The organism is Flavobacterium esculini, assembly GCF_048284325.1.
Classification (GTDB): Bacteria; Bacteroidota; Bacteroidia; order Flavobacteriales; family Flavobacteriaceae; genus Flavobacterium.
On record NZ_JBLVPI010000002.1, the window covers coordinates 191,226 to 207,950 of the forward strand.

Annotated in this window: 17 protein-coding genes; 13 read left to right on the forward strand and 4 right to left on the reverse strand. The window is 36.0% G+C overall.

Translation table 11 applies throughout. The annotated features are described in order from the left end of the window. Position 1: 1 nt before the first annotated feature. Genes ACNQGG_RS02535 through ACNQGG_RS02545 form a run of 3 tightly spaced genes read left to right on the forward strand, consistent with a single transcriptional unit; the run spans position 2 to position 6,083 of the window. Positions 2-2,536, forward strand: a complete 2,535-nt coding sequence (locus ACNQGG_RS02535; RefSeq protein ID WP_417961230.1) for a heavy metal translocating P-type ATPase — start codon at positions 2-4, stop codon at positions 2,534-2,536. Positions 2,537-2,573: 37 nt separating this feature from the next. Further along, positions 2,574-5,219: a multicopper oxidase domain-containing protein gene (locus tag ACNQGG_RS02540; protein WP_417961232.1), complete on the forward strand. Its 2,646-nt coding sequence runs from the start codon at positions 2,574-2,576 to the stop codon at positions 5,217-5,219. A 45-nt stretch (positions 5,220-5,264) separates the two neighbouring features. Beyond that, positions 5,265-6,083 (forward strand): MOSC domain-containing protein, encoded by an 819-nt coding sequence (locus ACNQGG_RS02545; RefSeq protein ID WP_417961234.1) that lies wholly within the window; start codon positions 5,265-5,267, stop codon positions 6,081-6,083. A gap of 173 nt (positions 6,084-6,256) precedes the next feature. Here ACNQGG_RS02545 and ACNQGG_RS02550 read toward each other — a convergent pair whose 3' ends face one another. Then, the gene (locus tag ACNQGG_RS02550; RefSeq protein ID WP_417961236.1) at positions 6,257-6,436 is read right to left on the reverse strand and encodes a hypothetical protein; all 180 of its coding nucleotides are present in this window, start codon (positions 6,434-6,436) and stop codon (positions 6,257-6,259) included. Between the two features lie 150 nt (positions 6,437-6,586). Here ACNQGG_RS02550 and ACNQGG_RS02555 point away from each other — a divergent pair, with 150 nt between their 5' ends. The 3 genes from ACNQGG_RS02555 to ACNQGG_RS02565 all read left to right on the forward strand — a co-directional run bounded on the left by ACNQGG_RS02555 (position 6,587) and on the right by ACNQGG_RS02565 (position 7,947). Next, a complete protein-coding gene (locus ACNQGG_RS02555) occupies positions 6,587-6,898 on the forward strand; it encodes a hypothetical protein (protein WP_417961238.1) in 312 nt (103 codons plus the stop codon). Positions 6,899-7,250: 352 nt separating this feature from the next. Beyond that, complete coding sequence (locus ACNQGG_RS02560; RefSeq protein WP_416857151.1) at positions 7,251-7,424, forward strand: hypothetical protein; 174 nt, start codon at positions 7,251-7,253, stop codon at positions 7,422-7,424. Positions 7,425-7,569: 145 nt separating this feature from the next. Then, positions 7,570-7,947 carry a hypothetical protein gene (locus ACNQGG_RS02565; protein ID WP_305628466.1) on the forward strand — a complete coding sequence of 126 codons (378 nt, stop codon included), beginning with the start codon at positions 7,570-7,572 and terminating at the stop codon, positions 7,945-7,947. A gap of 442 nt (positions 7,948-8,389) precedes the next feature. On the opposite strand, the gene ACNQGG_RS02570 is transcribed toward ACNQGG_RS02565, so the two are convergent. Both ACNQGG_RS02570 and ACNQGG_RS02575 read right to left on the reverse strand, forming a co-directional pair. After that, on the reverse strand, positions 8,390-8,695 hold the full coding sequence (locus ACNQGG_RS02570; protein ID WP_417961241.1) for a hypothetical protein: 306 nt from the start codon (positions 8,693-8,695) through the stop codon (positions 8,390-8,392). 184 nt (positions 8,696-8,879) lie between these two features. Continuing rightward, positions 8,880-9,350, reverse strand: coding sequence for a DUF1905 domain-containing protein (locus ACNQGG_RS02575; RefSeq protein WP_417961243.1), 471 nt, complete (start codon positions 9,348-9,350; stop codon positions 8,880-8,882). Between the two features lie 486 nt (positions 9,351-9,836). On the opposite strand from ACNQGG_RS02575, the gene ACNQGG_RS02580 reads away from it, so the two are divergent. The 7 genes from ACNQGG_RS02580 to serB all read left to right on the forward strand — a co-directional run bounded on the left by ACNQGG_RS02580 (position 9,837) and on the right by serB (position 16,517). Further along, entirely contained in the window at positions 9,837-11,162 is a 1,326-nt protein-coding gene (locus ACNQGG_RS02580; RefSeq protein ID WP_417961244.1) for a trigger factor, read from the forward strand. A gap of 308 nt (positions 11,163-11,470) precedes the next feature. Continuing rightward, positions 11,471-12,145 (forward strand): ATP-dependent Clp endopeptidase proteolytic subunit ClpP, encoded by a 675-nt coding sequence (gene clpP, locus ACNQGG_RS02585; RefSeq protein WP_416842697.1) that lies wholly within the window; start codon positions 11,471-11,473, stop codon positions 12,143-12,145. Positions 12,146-12,221: 76 nt separating this feature from the next. Next, positions 12,222-13,454: an ATP-dependent Clp protease ATP-binding subunit ClpX gene (gene clpX, locus ACNQGG_RS02590; RefSeq protein WP_416836066.1), complete on the forward strand. Its 1,233-nt coding sequence runs from the start codon at positions 12,222-12,224 to the stop codon at positions 13,452-13,454. A gap of 289 nt (positions 13,455-13,743) precedes the next feature. Then, positions 13,744-14,157 (forward strand): VOC family protein, encoded by a 414-nt coding sequence (locus ACNQGG_RS02595; RefSeq protein WP_417961246.1) that lies wholly within the window; start codon positions 13,744-13,746, stop codon positions 14,155-14,157. Positions 14,158-14,184: 27 nt separating this feature from the next. Then, complete coding sequence (locus tag ACNQGG_RS02600) at positions 14,185-14,625, forward strand: SRPBCC family protein (RefSeq protein ID WP_417961248.1); 441 nt, start codon at positions 14,185-14,187, stop codon at positions 14,623-14,625. 23 nt (positions 14,626-14,648) lie between these two features. Next, the gene (locus ACNQGG_RS02605; protein WP_417961250.1) at positions 14,649-15,083 is read left to right on the forward strand and encodes a VOC family protein; all 435 of its coding nucleotides are present in this window, start codon (positions 14,649-14,651) and stop codon (positions 15,081-15,083) included. A 195-nt stretch (positions 15,084-15,278) separates the two neighbouring features. Beyond that, positions 15,279-16,517, forward strand: a complete 1,239-nt coding sequence (serB, locus tag ACNQGG_RS02610) for a phosphoserine phosphatase SerB (protein ID WP_417961252.1) — start codon at positions 15,279-15,281, stop codon at positions 16,515-16,517. A 58-nt stretch (positions 16,518-16,575) separates the two neighbouring features. On the opposite strand, the gene ACNQGG_RS02615 is transcribed toward serB, so the two are convergent. Then, the gene (locus ACNQGG_RS02615) at positions 16,576-16,725 is read right to left on the reverse strand and encodes a hypothetical protein (protein ID WP_417961254.1); all 150 of its coding nucleotides are present in this window, start codon (positions 16,723-16,725) and stop codon (positions 16,576-16,578) included.

Sequence of the window (16,725 nt, forward strand, 5' to 3'; positions counted from 1 at the left end):
TATGAAACATACCTATATAGTCACCGGAATGTCTTGCGACGGTTGTCGTTCCAAAGTCGAAAAAACATTGAATGCTATCGATGGAATCCAAGCGACAGTTACTTTGGATCCGCCAATGGCAACGATAGCAATGGATAAACACATTCCTACAACTCAATTGCAAGAGGCATTGACAGCTGCCGGAAACTATACAATAGCAATGAATAATGGGGTTGATTTTCATGAAACAACTGAAAAGCCAATCGAGAAATCATGTTGCAGTTCGAATAAACAACAAGAGAAACCAACAGTGATTTTACCCAGTAATGCGCAAGGCAAATACTATTGTCCGATGCATTGTGAGGGTGAAAAAGTCTATGATAAGCCCGGAAGTTGCCCCGTTTGCGGAATGGATTTGGTCAAAGAAGCAGCGTTGGCAAATAGTAAAACGTTGTACACTTGTCCCATGCATCCCGAAGTAATCAAAGAAGGTCCAGGTTCTTGCCCTATTTGTGGAATGGATTTAGTGCCAATGGAACCTACCGATTCTGAAGAAAATAAGGTATATAATGACTTGGTGCGTAAAATGAAAATTGCAGTAGTTTTTACAGTTCCAGTGTTCTTAATTGCCATGTCAGAGATGATTCCGAATAATCCATTAATGAAAATGATGGATGCTTCAAAGTGGAATTGGGTACAACTCATTTTATCGCTTCCTGTAGTTTTTTATGCGTGCTGGATGTTTTTTGAGCGCGCTTGGAAATCCATCATTACTTGGAATCTCAATATGTTTACCCTTATCGGAATTAGTACAGGAGTGGCGTTTTTATTTAGTTTAATCGGAATGTTTTTCCCAACTATTTTCCCCAATGAATTTAAAACCCATAACGGAACGGTTTCACTCTATTTTGAAGCAACAACAGTCATATTAACTTTGGTTTTATTAGGTCAGTTATTAGAAGCCAGAGCGCACAGTCGAACCAGTGGCGCGATAAAAGAATTGTTGAAATTAGCACCTACCGAAGCCACTTTGGTTATCGACGGAGCTGATAAAGTAATTTCAATTCACGACATCAAAAAAGGAGATTTATTGCGTGTGAAACCTGGAGATAAAATTCCGGTGGATGGAAAAATTACTGATGGAGAAAGTACGATTGATGAATCGATGATTACAGGCGAACCCATTCCCGTTGACAAAAAAATAGGCGACAGCATTAGTTCAGGAACAATCAACGGAAATAAATCCTTTGTGATGATTGCCGAAAAAGTAGGTTCGGAAACCTTGCTTTCGCAAATTGTACAAATGGTGAATACTGCCAGTAGGTCTAAAGCACCAATCCAAAAACTAGCGGATAAAATCGCTAAATATTTTGTGCCAATTGTTGTTTTTGTATCGGTAATCACCTTTTTTGTTTGGGCACGATTTGGACCGGAACCCGCATTGGTTTATGGATTTATTAATGCGATTGCCGTATTAATTATTGCGTGTCCTTGCGCTTTGGGATTAGCGACGCCTATGTCGGTAATGGTTGGTGTGGGGAAAGGCGCACAATCAGGTGTTTTGATAAAAAACGCAGAAGCATTGGAAAATATGAACAAAGTAAATGTTCTGATTACCGATAAAACAGGAACAATTACCGAAGGAAAACCTTCCGTTGAAAAAGTATTTGCAATAAATAATGACGAGAATTCTTTATTGCAAAGTATTGCTTCCTTAAATCAGTACAGCGAACATCCTTTGGCGCAAGCCGTAGTCAATTTTGCGAAAGCGAAAGAAGTTTCATTAATCGAAGTAAAGGATTTTGAAGCGATTTCCGGTAAAGGAGTCATTGGTACAGTTACCAATAAAAAAGTAGCTCTTGGAAATAAAAAATTGATGGAGCAAGTGAATGTTTCAGTTTCTGAAGAATTAGAAAATAAAATCACAGCCGAACAAAAACTAGGAAAAACAGTTTCTTATATTTCAGTGGACGGAATCGCGGTGGGATTTGTATCGATAACCGATGCCATAAAAGCAACAAGTGTCGAAGCGATCAAAGAATTGATACGTCAGGGAGTTGAAGTAATTATGCTTACCGGAGATAATGAAAACACGGCAAAAGCAGTGGCGACACAATTGAATTTAAGTTCGTTTAAAGCGAGTTGCTTGCCCGAAGACAAGCTGAAAGAAATAAAACGATTGCAATCCGAAGGGAAAATTGTGGCTATGGCTGGTGACGGAATCAACGATGCTCCAGCTTTGGCGCAAGCCGACATCGGAATTGCTATGGGAACCGGAACGGATGTCGCTATTGAAAGTGCTAAAATTACTTTGGTAAAAGGTGATTTACAAGGCATCGTCAAAGCGAAAAACTTAAGTCATGTCGTGATGCGAAATATCAAACAAAATTTATTCTTTGCCTTTTTCTATAATGTGTTGGGAATTCCAATTGCCGCAGGTGTTTTGTATCCTTTTTTTGGGGTGTTGCTTTCGCCAATGATTGCGGCTTTGGCCATGAGTTTCAGTTCGGTTTCCGTAATTGTTAATGCGTTGCGATTGCGTGGGTTAAAACTTTAAATAAAAATATTTAAAGTTTCTTATAAAATTAAAAAACATGAAAAGTACTGTACTACTAATTGTATTCCTGATGTTTATTTCTCCTTTTGCAAAAGCAGAAAATAAAAATAGAATTACCATTTCCAGAAAAGCATCCATTCTTCAAACACAGCCTGTAACATACACTTGTGTGATGCACCCGGAAATTCATGCGAATAAACCCGGGAAATGTCCCAAATGTGGGATGGATTTAATCAAAGAAAAAGTTAAACCAGTAAAAAAAGCAGTTGCCAAAAAACAAGTGCCAAAAGCAATTGTTAAAAAGCAAATGCCGTTGCGAACCAGCGTGAATCAAAACAAAGCGGCAAGTGCGGATGCGCATCAAAATCATGTGGCTACTCCTATAGACAGCATCACAGTGAAAGCGGAGCCCGTTAAAAGAACAGCGAAAAATGCACCGCCTAGAACCGTTCGGTATGATTTATATGTTCGCGATACCATTGTCACTTTTGGCGATACGCCTAAAAGAGCAATAGCGGTAAACGGACAAATTCCGATGCCAACGCTCACCTTTACCGAAGGCGATATTGCCGAAATTTATGTGCATAATGAGTTAAATGAAGATACTTCGTTGCACTGGCACGGATTGTTTTTGCCTAATAAAGAAGATGGTGTACCCAATTTGACTCAAATGCCAATCAAACCACATACTACCCATAAATATACGTTCCCAATTATTCAACACGGAACACATTGGTATCACAGTCATACCGGTTTGCAGGAACAGATTGGAATGTATGGTTTGTTTATTATGAACAAAAGAAATGAAGATACCACTTTTAGAGAAGGAATTGATGATTTGCCAACGGTGCCAATTATTCTGAGCGAATGGACGGATATGAAACCGGAAAATGTACATCGGATGTTGCACAATGCGACGGACTGGTTTGCGATTCAAAAAGGAACTACACAAAGTTATGCAGAAGCTATAAAAGCGGGACATTTCAAGACAAAAGTCACCAACGAATGGAAACGAATGAATGCGATGGATGTAAGCGATGTGTATTACAATACGTTTCTGATTAACGGCAAAAATGAAAGTCAACTCTCGCAGTTTAAAGCGGGAGATAAAGTGCGATTGCGGATTGCCAATGGCGGCGCCTCTACCTATTTTTGGCTAACGTATGCCGGTGGGAAAATTACTGTGGTGGCCAGTGATGGAAACGATGTGGAACCAGTTGAAGTGGATCGTTTGATTGTTGCTGTATCCGAAACCTATGATGTTGTTGTGACTATTCCTGCCGAGAAGACCGCTTTTGAATTTTTAGTAACTTCTGAAGATCGAACAAAATCCGCGTCTTTGTATGTTGGGGACGGTGTGAAACAATTGATTTCGCCTTTGCCAAAATTAAAATATTTTGAAGGGATGAAAATGATGAACGGCATGATGAAAATGAATGGCGATTTAGATGATATGGGGATGAAAATGTCGCTGAATCAAATGGATATGAATGTAGTAATGTATCCTGAAATCACGGGGCCGATAGATTCTAAAGAAGAAGGACAACAAGAAGTTGAAATGGATCATTCGTCTCATGATATGGGAAAAATGAAAATGGAGGAAACCGCACCGAAGATGGATGGCATGAAAATGACGGAGGAGGATTATAATAGTAATGCATTATCTGACATTACTACTTTGAACTATGCGATGCTGAAATCACCCACGAAAACAATATTGCCAAAAGACGCACCGGTAAAAGAATTACGATTTGAATTATCAGGAAACATGAATCGCTACGTGTGGAGTCTGGACAATAAAGTAGTTTCGGAAGCCAATAAAATTCTAATTAAAAAAGGTGAGAACGTTCGAATTGTACTCTTCAATGGCTCCATGATGCGCCACCCGATGCATTTACACGGACATGATTTTAGAGTCCTGAATGGTCAGGAAGAGTTTGCTCCCATGAAAAACATAATTGACATTATGCCGATGGAAACTGATACGATTGAGTTTAATGCAAATGTCAAAGGCGATTGGTTTTTTCATTGTCACATTCTCTATCACATGATGGCGGGAATGGGAAGAGTTTTTAGTTATGAAAATCAAGAGCCTAATCCTTTGATTCCAAATCCAAAATTAGCGCAACGCAAATTGTTTGCTGATGATCGTGCTTTTCATTTGATGGCCGAAAATGATTTTGCCACTAATGGAAACGATGGAATGCTGATGATTCAAAACACGCGTTGGAGTATTGGTACCGAATGGCGTTTGGGTTATACCGATCATCACGGATATGAAACTGAAACACATATAGGACGATACATTGGGAAAATGCAATGGCTGATGCCGTTCATTGGTTTTGACTGGCGGTACCGAAAAATGGAAATGGGAGCAATGGAAGAAAATCTTTTTGGTCAAGCCAATACCAAAGATAATCGTGCTGTTTTCAGTGCCGGAGTCGAATATACCTTACCAATGCTCATCAAAGCACAAGCCGAAGTATTTACCGACGGGAATTTCAGATTGCAATTTGAACGTATGGATATTCCCGTTTCCAAAAGATTGCGCATGAATTTAATGTGGAATACCGATAATGAATACATGGCCGGTTTGCGGTATATTGTCAAGAGAAATTTTGGAATCACAACGCATTATGACAGTGATATGGGATTTGGTTTTGGATTGAGTTTGAATTATTAAAAACGGAATACTTTGTTTTTGTAATTTTGGGAAAAATATAGTGCTATGGTACAACTTTCAGAAATCTGGATTTATCCTGTAAAATCATTAGGTGGAATTAAATTGCAAGAAGCTCAAGTGACCGATCGTGGTTTGGAGCACGACCGCCGTTGGTTGTTGGTTGATGAAAATGGATCGTTTCTGTCGCAAAGGGAACATCCGGAATTAGCTCTTTTTCAACCTGAAATTACAGGGGATTTTCTGAATATTACACATCGCGTACAATTAGAAACGATACAATTTCCGTTGCAGCACTCTTTTTCGGAGACCAAAACTAAAATTGATGTGATGGTTTGGGAGGACTCGATTCAGGCGTATGAAGTCGATTCGGTTATTTCAGATTGGTTTTCCCGAATATTGGGATTTTCGGCTCGTTTGGTCTACATGCCCGAGGAAAGTCATCGAAAAGTAGAGGCTAAATATGCAGTCACGCAGGCTGATATTAATTCTTTTTCGGATGGCTATCCTTTTTTGCTGATTGGTCAATCGTCATTGGATGATTTGAATTCGCGTATGAAGGAAGCATTGCCTATGAATCGGTTTCGACCTAATTTTGTTTGTACAGGCGGTGACGCTTATGAAGAAGAATCTTGGAAAGAATTCACAATTGGTGAGCTGATTTTTTTTGGCGTAAAGCCTTGCGGAAGATGCGTAATGACAACAGTAGACCAAGAAAAGGGTGTAAAATCAGGAAAAGATCCTTTGCTGACTTTGGCAAAATACAGAACAGTAGGAAATAATGTTTTGTTTGGGCAAAATTTGATAGGTTCTGGAACTGGTCTTGTTACTGTTGGTGATGCTATTGCTGTTTTTATTTCTATTTAAATTTCGTTTTCGCGTCGCGAGTGTTTTATCCGTTGATGAAGTTTCTCGACTTCTTACTCAAATTTCTTGCTTATTGAAATAGCTAAAAAGTCGGGAGACGCCGTAGCGCAACCCGACTTTTAATAGTATTCTCGTTTATAGCTTGTATTATAATGTATTTACAAGCAATCAAATCAATCTTTTTTATGTTGTTCCGTGTGATTTTGATTTCGGTTAATAGTATGATCTCCCACGTTCATTCCGTTTGACATCCCAATCATAAAGGCGGTAATAATTAACATAATTTTTCTTTTTGCCCAAAGAACAGGGCGTTTAGATTGCTCTAAACGGGTTTTATTGTTGTGTTTATACATTTTGTAAATGATAAATGATTAGACATTTGGTATCCTCTTTATGCATGGAATTGCATAAATACGCAGAAATAATTTTCTAGGCTGTGTATAAACTTTTATAGGAATTTCGGGAACTAATCATCTCATTTACAAAAAGGTGTTGCGTTGCAAATGAACGTACTTTTTGATAAAGCAGTGTTTGTAATTTTAGAAGAACCGGAATTTGAAGAGTATAACTATCTTGAAATTGGAAATAAATTAAGTGAAAGCGGAATGCCGTTTTTTCAGACGAATTTACATGATGGAACACAAATGATTTCGAACGCTTATTGTTTAATTCTCTTCTTAGAATTACGTTCGAGAATTGATAATAATCTGCCGAATTTGATGGAAAATCTAAAACACCATCATTCACCATCAGGCCAAAAGCCAGAAAGAGTGAAAGGAGATATTTTAAATACTTTGTCAATCTATTTAATTTGAATTATCAATTTTGTGCAAAGCCACTAGATTTTTGTGGCTAAAATACCATTTATTTTGGATTAAGACTATTGTATAAATCCGGCTATCGAGTTGCAAATCCGATTTCATGGTTTTTATGCTTTGCAAAGTCTCCCGACTTTGTGCCAAATTCTATCTGCCATTAGCACTTTATATTCACATTATTATTAGCTCATTACTGTGGGCGCAAAGAGACGATTGCGCAGCTTGTTTATTGGGAATGTGTGAATTATACAATTATTGCCAAAAATTGTATTACATTTTTGCCAATGTATAAGGTTATTTTTGCTTCTCAGTAACAAATTATTTGAACCATCATTTAAAATTATTTTATATGAATAACCCCTCAGCACCAAAGAAAATAACCTGGATTATAGGGTTGATTTGTGGTATACTTGGAATTATTGGACATTTCACACATGTTCAAATTTTAACAGAACATAATTACACACTATTGCTTGTTGGTTTCTTTGTTTTGGCAGTAGGAACAACTGTAAAAGGAGTTTAAATAATTAGAAATTATGTTAGGATGAGAAACAAAGCCCAACAATTAAATGGTTTACAGATTATTGCTTAAAGTGTAAATTAATCTGTCTTCTCAGGGCAGGCTTTTTAGAATTAAATACAAGTATTAATATAAAAAATATATAATAATGTCAGAAAAAAACAAAAAACAATTTGGTGTTTGGATGGATTCACATCATGCAACTATTGTAGGAAGAGAAAATGTAGATTCAGGTGAGTTCGTAATATTAGGTCACGAAAAAGTTGATGGACAAGGTCGTAATTCAAGCGAAAACGCAGCAAACAATGCTGAAAGAGATTTACTTCATAAACTATTCAAAAACATTACGGCTCATATGCAAAATGTTGATGAATTGCATGTGACAGGAACTGGTACTGCTCAAGAACAATTTATTAAATATTTGAATGAGACTCCACAGTATAAAAATGTTGAGACTAAAGAAAGTACTTCTAATAAAATGGATGATGAAAGTTTAATTGAATATGTTGCTGCACAGTTCAACTAATCGCTTTAAAAAAAAGCTATTTTTTATTGGTTAAAATGAAATACCTCCAAAAAAGTCAACGGCTATTTGGAGGCATTTTTATGGAGAGAAAAGTCAGAGACACGAAAAATTTATTCTCAATCAATCAATCAATCAATCAATCAATCAATCAATCAATCAATCAATCAATTTCGTTATTTTTCAAGTAATTTGAACATTTCATTTTTCTTTTTCAAGAACCATTTCTAATTCTAATTTAGTACCCAAACTCCTACGCTGCGCAAAGTCTCCCGACTTTGTGCCAAATCCTACATGCCGTTAACACTTTACACTCAATATATATTTGCTCATTATTGTGGGCGCAAAGTCAGAGACGTTTGCGCAGCGTATACGGAAAATTTATTCTTTGAAAGAACACTTTGCGTAGCTGATTGTTTTGTAACTGTTGGCAGTAGTTATTCTTTTATATGGCATTTAGTTCGGCTTCGACAGTTGTCAATATTGGATGCAATGAATTTAAATAATTGGTCATTGTTGATGGTGCATTAAAAGTTGGCATAACACCGACTATTGAAGTATGTGCAGCAGGATTCCTCAAAGTCGAAAGTGAGCCAAGTTGTGAAACCAAAATTTGAAAAACTTCAAGATTAGTCAAACTATTTTCAAATCTCTCAACATTAGTCAAACCAATTATTTTTATTAGCATTGGTCGAAAATGAGCCTTGTAATCACAACCATAAGTTTTGCCAACAATTTCTTTTTCAAGCATTTCCCCTGCTGCGCAAAGTCTCCCGACTTTGTGCCAAATCCTATATGCAGGCAACACTTTATACTCACTTTATTATTTACTCATTATTGTAGGCGCAAAGTCAGAGACGTTTGCGCAGCGTATACGATAAATTTATTCTTTAAAATAACACTTTGCGGAGCTGGACTGTTGGCAGTAGTGTTTTTCATTTCTGTTGTTCAAGTTTTGCAATAAATTTTACAATTTTTTCAACTTTCTGATTTTCTGTTGCGACTGAATTTATGTTTTCAATTATTTCGTTTTGCTCTTCAATTTTTAGTTTTTCGAATATATTCAGCACTTCTGCGTCTTTAAAACATTCAAAAATTATTTCGTTTTCGTTCTTTTTTTCAAGGTTCGGATTTACGAGATAGAGAGTAACGTTTACAAATTCGCCACCGCTTTTTCCAATAAAATTTCTGATTTCAGAATTCAGGGACATTTTTTTGTCGGAATTTTTTAAAGGTCCTAAATTCTTATTTTCTATTTGGTAGTCATCAATTTTCCCAGAGACTTTTAAATCGCCCCATTTTCCCTTAATGTCTTTAGTATTTGGTATTATGAGTTGATAAGTCCACGCTCCATTTCCTGGAATATATTGAATTTCTAATTTTTCATTTTCAACTATATAATTCATTTTTTACAATTAAAATCGTTGTAAATTCCTTATTTTTCTCTCTTCTGCAGTAACATTACTGCCAACTTGTATATACCCGCTACAAAGTAGCGCTTATACACCTAATTTTGGATGGCTTTGCGCTACTTTGTTTCGTTTTATCTGTTTTCAAATATATAAATAAATTATTACAAATTTTCAAAGCAACTTTATAATGTTGAACACCACGACCCGCGTGAAGGATGGAAGTGGAGCTCTTTTATGGGCTGCCTTTTTTTGGCAGGTGATAAAAAGCGGGAACGTACAGCCTGGCCCGCAGTTTTTACGGAGGGACACGCCCAAATTATTTTCCTTTTCAGACCTCTGGTTTTTTCAAATAACCGCCTAAAATTCAATCCCGTCCCGTCCCGAAGCTTCGGGATTGGGATCGTGAATAAAAAGCTTGTTTGGGTTGGAAAAATTTTATAATTTTGCAGTCCAATTTTATTATGTAAATTAAAGAAGAAGATGGATATTAAAAGAGTAGCAACAGACGCTGTAACTGAGACAATTGTAATGACAGTTGTTCACATGGATTACAAAGGGCAAGTAGCAAAAAGAATAAACGAAAAAATGCCTTTGGCAACTGTTAAAGGATTTAGAAAAGGGGCTGTGCCTAAAGATCTTGTTGAAAAACAATACGGTAAAGGGATCAAGCAAGAAGAAGTTCAGAAAGTTGTGGATTTAGCTTTAGAGCGTTTCGTACAATCGGAAAGATTAAACCTTCTTGGAACGCCACTTGCTAAAGTAAACGAAGATTTCTCTTGGGATACTGAAGAATTGGTTTTTGAATATGAAATTGGTTTAGTGCCAAACTTCGAATTGGATTTAGAAGCTAAAAACGACATCGTTAAATATGTAGTTTCTGCTGATGATAAATTGATCGAAGGTCAAGTAGAACGTATCCAAAAACAATTTGGAAAAGCAATTCCTCAAGATGTGGTTGAAGCAGGTTCAGATATTACCGGAACTTTCACAAACGAAGAAAAAGGAATTAATAACGCCACCACTATTTCTTTGGATCTTTTCAAGGACAAAGCGACTGCTGATAAATTTATCGGTAAAAAAGTAGGTGATGTAGTGACTGTAAACACTAAAGGTTTATTTGAAGACGATCATCAATTGATGGATGTTATGAAAGTAAATCATGATGATGTTCACGGATTAGAAGTTGATGTAGATTTCACAATCGAAGCAATCAATACAGCTGAATTGGCTGAATTGAACCAAGAATTGTTTGATAAACTTTTTGGAGCAGGAACTGTTGCTTCACTTGAAGAATTGAAAGCAAAAATCAAGGAAGATGCTGAAAATCAATTTGCACAACAAGCTGACCAAAAATTATTGGCTGATGTTCAGGATTTCTTGATCGAAAATACAAAATTCGACTTACCATCTGAATTCTTGAAAAAATGGTTGCAAACTGTTGGAGAGAAAAAATTGTCTCCTGAAGAAGCTGAAGTAGAATATGCAAGATCTGAAAGAGGATTGCGTTTTCAGTTGATCGAAGGTAGAGCAATGGCTTCAAGCGACATCAAAATTACTTTTGAAGACTTGAAATCATTTACTACAAGATCAATCAAACAACAAATGGTGCAATTCGGGCAAACAAATCCTACTGACGAAGAAGTTCAAGGAATTGTTGCAAGAGTTTTGTCTAACCAAGACGAAGTAAAAAGACTTTCTGATCAAGTTGTTGCGGAGAAATTATTGGAATTGTTCAAAGAGAAAGCAAATCCTACTACTAAAGAAGTAACTTACGAAGAATTTATTGCCGCTTCATACGGAGAATAATTTCTAAAAAAATAAGTATATTTGAGCGTCAAAAGAATAATTTTTTTGGCGCTCTTTTATTTGAATTAATTTCAGGAGCCAATCCAGCTATACGTTACAAGTTTTTTCATTACTGCCTTTTTTGTAAGGTAAAAAAAGAGCTTCCTTTGGTCGCTTTTTTTTACCAACAAAAAAATGCCAGCCATTTCAAAAGCTTTTCACTGCTATCTGGGCTAAAAATAAGACATATTGACATCATTTGGAAATAGGTATGACCTTTGCATTAAATGGAATTCAAGATAATAAAGTAAAACTTAGAACAAATAAATATGAACTACGGTAAAGAATTTAAAAAATTTGCGACAAAGGACCACGGCGTAAACTCTATGTACTACGATAAAATCGTAGGCGCAATGACTCCTAAAAACATGACTCCCTATATCATCGAAGAGCGTCAGTTGAATATTTCACAATTAGACGTTTTCTCCAGGCTGATGATGGACAGAATTATATTCTTGGGGACAGGAATTGATGACCAAATTGCAAACATCGTTCAGGCACAGTTATTGTTCCTTGAAAGCGCTGATGCTTCAAAAGACATTCAGATTTATTTGAATTCTCCTGGAGGAAGCGTTTATGCAGGATTAGGGATTTATGACACGATGCAATACATCAAGCCAGATGTTGCAACTATTTGTACCGGAATGGCAGCTTCTATGGGAGCGGTGCTATTGTGTGCAGGTGCAGCTGGAAAACGTTCGGCATTGCCACATTCAAGAGTAATGATTCACCAACCGTCAGGTGGAGCTCAAGGAGTTGCAACTGATATGGAAATCAACTTACGTGAAATGTTGAAACTGAAAGATGAGTTGTACAAAATTATCTCTCACCATTCCGGACAAACTTTCGAGAAAGTACACAACGACAGCGAGCGTGATTATTGGATGATTGCCGAAGAAGCAAAAGCATACGGAATGATTGATGAAGTTTTAGTAAGAGGATAAATTTAGTATTCAGTTTGCAGTCGCAGTTTACAATATTGGAACTTCGACTGCAAACTGCGACTGAGAACTAAAAAAAATGGCAAAAGTAGTATTAGAGTGTTCGTTTTGTGGAAGAAAGAAGCCAGAAACCAATTTATTGATTGCTGGTATCAATGCACATATTTGTGATAAATGTATCGAACAAGCACATGGAATTGTTTTAGAAGAATTAAAATCCAGCGGGAGTTCAAAACTGGTTGGAGATTTGATTTTGAAAAAACCAAAAGAAATCAGAGCGTTCTTAGATCAATATGTAATTGGACAAGACCAAACTAAAAAAGTAATGTCGGTTGCAGTTTACAATCACTACAAGCGTTTGATGCAACAGCAATTAGACGATGAGGTTGAGATTGAAAAAAGCAACATCATCATGGTAGGACAAACAGGAACAGGAAAAACATTGGTTGCTAAAACCATTGCAAAAATGTTGGATGTGCCTTTAGCTATTGTTGATGCGACCGTTCTTACAGAAGCAGGTTATGTTGGAGAAGATGTCGAAAGTATTTTGACGCGTCTTTTACAAGCTGCTGATTATGATGTTGCGAAAGCGGAACGTGGAATTGTATTCATTGACGAAATAGATAAAATTGCACGTAAAAGTGATAATCCGTCTATTACGCGTGACGTTTCTGGGGAAGGTGTGCAACAAGCATTATTGAAATTATTGGAAGGAACTGTTGTGAATGTGCCACCAAAAGGAGGACGTAAGCACCCAGACCAAAAATTTGTTGAAGTCAATACACAAAACATTTTGTTTATAGCCGGTGGTGCTTTTGATGGAATCGAAAGAATTATTTCGAAACGATTAAACCGTCAAGCTGTTGGTTATTCTACTTCTAAAAATGTGGATAATATTGACAAAGACAATTTGTTGCAATACATTATTCCAAAAGACATCAAAGATTTTGGATTGATTCCGGAAATTATTGGTCGTTTGCCAGTTTTGACACACATGGATCCTTTAGACAGAGAAACTTTGCGTGCGATTTTGACACAACCTAAAAATGCGTTAATCAAGCAATACGAGAAATTGTTTTTGATGGATGATGTTGAATTTACCATTACAAATGAAGCCTTGGATTTTATTGTTGATAAAGCTTTGGAATACAAATTAGGTGCTCGTGGATTGCGTTCCTTATGTGAAGCCATCTTAACCGATGCAATGTATGAATTGCCAAGTTCTGATGATAAAATATTAGAAATTGACGTGGATTATGCAAAAGAAACGTTGAATAAAAACTTATTGAAACGTTTGGAGATTGCATCTTAAAGTTTTAAGAAAAATAACTTTGTCAAAGTTTTAAACCTTGACAAAGGATAGTACTAAACCTGTTCATTTTATTGAACAGGTTTTTTTATGGATTATTTTCTGCTAATTTTTTAAAGTGATATTTTCGATTATAAAACAGATCTAATTTTAAATAATGTGTAAATTTATAGTTGAAAATTTGGCTCCGAAATAGAAAATCCAGAAGTATTGCAACAACAAGGTTGGCAGGCAATTTTGGATAATTTTTAAAAAATAGGTCTAAGGTTTTAAATCTAAAATATAGAAAAAGATGATAAAAAAAGTCTGGCTTAATCTAGCCGTTAAAAATATTGAAATTTCGAAAAAATTCTTTCTTGAAATTGGTTTTTCATTTAATGGGCAGTACGATACGTCGCATTCTACATGCCTGTTAGTTGGAGAAACTAATTTTGGGGTCATGCTTTTTGAAGAAAATCAATTTGCAAGCTGTATTCAAAATAAGGTTACAGATACTACTGTAAGCTCAGAAATTCTAATTTCTATTGATGCAGAAAGTAAAGAAGAAGTGGATGAATTCGCGAAGAAAGTAGAAGCAGCCGGAGGTACAGTTTTCGCTAAACCAGCCGAAAATCAAGGTTGGATGTATGGTTGTGGTTTTGCAGACCTAGACGGACATCGCTGGAATATGTTATATATGGATTTTAGTAAAGTACCAAAACTATAGTTTTAAGTTAATCTAAAAAAACACAAAATGACAACACTGGAATTTAAAATCGAGATAAAAGCTCCAAAAGAAAAAGTTTGGGACGTTTTATGGAATGAAGAAACATACAAACAATGGACATCTGTTTTTTGTGAAGGGAGTTATGCGGTAAGCGATTGGAAAGAAGGCAGTAAAATTCATTTTTTATCTCCAAATGGGGACGGAATGAATAGCATTATTTACAAGAAAATTGATAATGAATACATCGCTTTTAAACATTTGAGTGAAATCAAAAACTTTAAGGAAATGCCTGTTGATGATGGGACTCAAGAATGGGCCGGCGCTATGGAAATGTATCGTTTGACCGAAGATAAAGGAACTACTGTTTTAGAAGCTAAAATGGATTCAGTCGAAAAGTATATCGATTATTTCAAAACGACATGGCCAAAAGCGTTAGATTTGGTAAAGAAACTTTCTGAAGAAAAATAAAATATTAATCTTAAAATAGCATTATGGCATCAATTAATCCGTATTTAATTTTTAATGGAAATTGCGAAGAAGCATTCCTATTCTATCAATCTGTATTTGGAGGGGAGTTCCCTTATATTGGAAAGTTTAAAGATATGCCGCCAGCAGAAGGTAATCCCGTACTTTCTGAAGCAGATGGAAATAAAATCATGCATGTTACATTGCCAATAGGTGATGGATCTGTATTAATGGGAAGCGACAGCAATTCAGCAAGTGGGGAAGTTGCTTTTGGACAAAACGTTTCACTTTCAATCAATGCTAAAAGTAAAGAAGAAGCTGATAAATTGTTTAACGGACTTTCGGCAGGAGGAACGGTAACGATGCCAATGAATCAAACCTTTTGGGGCGCTTATTTTGGAATGTTTGTAGATAAATTTGGAATCAGTTGGATGGTGAATTTTGATGAAAACGAGAAATAATTAGCATTAAAAAGCTTGAAGATTGCATAGTAAAGATTGCATTTTTCTTATAAATATAAACCTGTTCATTCATTTGGACAGGTTTTTTTATAGGGAATTTAAACTATTTGTTATTGTTTAAAAAAACAAACATTATTCTTTTTTATCACCATTAGAATGCCGATTTTTGTCGATTGTAAATCAATAGTAATAAAAATGGCAATAGAAGATAAAGAGATTATTTTGTTAAAAGTTTCTGGTCAGGATAAACCTGGAGTAACAGCTGGTTTAACATCCATATTAGCGACTTATGATGCCATTATTTTAGATATTGGTCAAGCCGATATCCATGATACGCTATCTTTGGGTATTTTATTTGAAATACAAGCAGGGTCTAGTTCGGCGCCTGTTTTGAAAGATTTATTGTTCAAAGCCTATGAATTGGGGATTAAAGTTAACTTTATTCCAATTTCTATTCCGGATTACGAAATTTGGGTTAAAGCACAGCGCAAACAACGCTACATCATCAATGTTTTGGGAGAAACATTGACAGCTGTACAATTGGCGGCTGTGACCAAAATAATGTCGGACCAAAATTTGAATATAGATTCTATAATAAGATTAACCGGTAGAATTTCTGTGGTTGAAAAAGAAGAATATCCTCGTTCCTGCGTGCAACTATCAGTAACGGGTAATATTGTCGATAAAACGTCGATGACTGCTAGTTTTATGGAAATTTCTAGAACTTTAGATGTGGATATCTCTTTTCAAGAAGACAATATGTATAGAAGAAACAGACGTTTGGTGTGTTTTGATATGGATTCTACCTTAATTCAAACGGAAGTAATTGATGAATTAGCTGAATTAGCGGGTGTAGGCGAACAAGTTAGAGCCATTACTGAATCGGCTATGAATGGCGAAATTGATTTTAGTGAAAGTTTTAAACAACGTATGGCTTTGTTAGAAGGCTTAAGTGAAGACGTACTGCAAACAGTCGCTATAAATCTACCCATAACACAAGGAGCGCATCGCTTGATGAAAGCCTTAAAATATTACGGATATAAAACCGCTATTTTATCGGGTGGATTCACCTACTTTGGTCATTATTTACAAAAGGAATTAGGGATTGATTACGTTCATGCCAATGAATTGGAGATTAAAGACGGTAAATTGACGGGAAAATATTTAGGTGAAATTGTTGATGGACAAAAGAAAGCCGAATATTTAAAAGCAATTGCGGAAAAAGAAGGTATAAATATCAATCAAACCATTGCTGTGGGTGATGGTGCAAATGATTTACCTATGTTGAACTTAGCCGGTTTAGGGATTGCTTTTCATGCCAAACCAACGGTCAAAGAAAATGCAGCTACTTCAATCTCTAGCCTGGGTCTCGACGGTGTTTTATACCTGTTAGGCTACCACGACAGGCATATTGACATGATGGATGAGGAGTAAATAGTGCAATGATAATACAAAAAAGGCTTCTAAAAAGTAATTTTTTAGACAGCCTTTTTTATGCCTTGATGGTAGTTATTTTTTCAGGTTTTTCCAATGTTTGCTTTTCGGGAGATTTACAAATTCCTCTGGCTCCACAACGCATTCTGTGTGGTCCGCAGGAATTTAGAAAAAGTAGCGTTATCAAGATGTAGAAGGTATTTTTCAT

Excerpts from the sequence above, each read along its gene's own strand:
- ACNQGG_RS02535 (WP_417961230.1), top strand. The coding sequence starts at position 2 with ATGAAACATACCTATATAGTCACCGGAATGTCTTGCGACGGTTGTCGT.
- ACNQGG_RS02540 (WP_417961232.1), top strand. The coding sequence starts at position 2,574 with ATGAAAAGTACTGTACTACTAATTGTATTCCTGATGTTTATTTCTCCT.
- ACNQGG_RS02545 (WP_417961234.1), top strand. The coding sequence starts at position 5,265 with ATGGTACAACTTTCAGAAATCTGGATTTATCCTGTAAAATCATTAGGT.
- ACNQGG_RS02550 (WP_417961236.1), bottom strand. The coding sequence starts at position 6,436 with ATGTATAAACACAACAATAAAACCCGTTTAGAGCAATCTAAACGCCCT.
- ACNQGG_RS02555 (WP_417961238.1), top strand. The coding sequence starts at position 6,587 with ATGAACGTACTTTTTGATAAAGCAGTGTTTGTAATTTTAGAAGAACCG.
- ACNQGG_RS02560 (WP_416857151.1), top strand. The coding sequence starts at position 7,251 with ATGAATAACCCCTCAGCACCAAAGAAAATAACCTGGATTATAGGGTTG.
- ACNQGG_RS02565 (WP_305628466.1), top strand. The coding sequence starts at position 7,570 with ATGTCAGAAAAAAACAAAAAACAATTTGGTGTTTGGATGGATTCACAT.
- ACNQGG_RS02570 (WP_417961241.1), bottom strand. The coding sequence starts at position 8,695 with ATGCTTGAAAAAGAAATTGTTGGCAAAACTTATGGTTGTGATTACAAG.
- ACNQGG_RS02575 (WP_417961243.1), bottom strand. The coding sequence starts at position 9,350 with ATGAATTATATAGTTGAAAATGAAAAATTAGAAATTCAATATATTCCA.
- ACNQGG_RS02580 (WP_417961244.1), top strand. The coding sequence starts at position 9,837 with ATGGATATTAAAAGAGTAGCAACAGACGCTGTAACTGAGACAATTGTA.
- clpP (WP_416842697.1), top strand. The coding sequence starts at position 11,471 with ATGAACTACGGTAAAGAATTTAAAAAATTTGCGACAAAGGACCACGGC.
- clpX (WP_416836066.1), top strand. The coding sequence starts at position 12,222 with ATGGCAAAAGTAGTATTAGAGTGTTCGTTTTGTGGAAGAAAGAAGCCA.
- ACNQGG_RS02595 (WP_417961246.1), top strand. The coding sequence starts at position 13,744 with ATGATAAAAAAAGTCTGGCTTAATCTAGCCGTTAAAAATATTGAAATT.
- ACNQGG_RS02600 (WP_417961248.1), top strand. The coding sequence starts at position 14,185 with ATGACAACACTGGAATTTAAAATCGAGATAAAAGCTCCAAAAGAAAAA.
- ACNQGG_RS02605 (WP_417961250.1), top strand. The coding sequence starts at position 14,649 with ATGGCATCAATTAATCCGTATTTAATTTTTAATGGAAATTGCGAAGAA.
- serB (WP_417961252.1), top strand. The coding sequence starts at position 15,279 with ATGGCAATAGAAGATAAAGAGATTATTTTGTTAAAAGTTTCTGGTCAG.
- ACNQGG_RS02615 (WP_417961254.1), bottom strand. The coding sequence starts at position 16,725 with ATGAAAAATACCTTCTACATCTTGATAACGCTACTTTTTCTAAATTCC.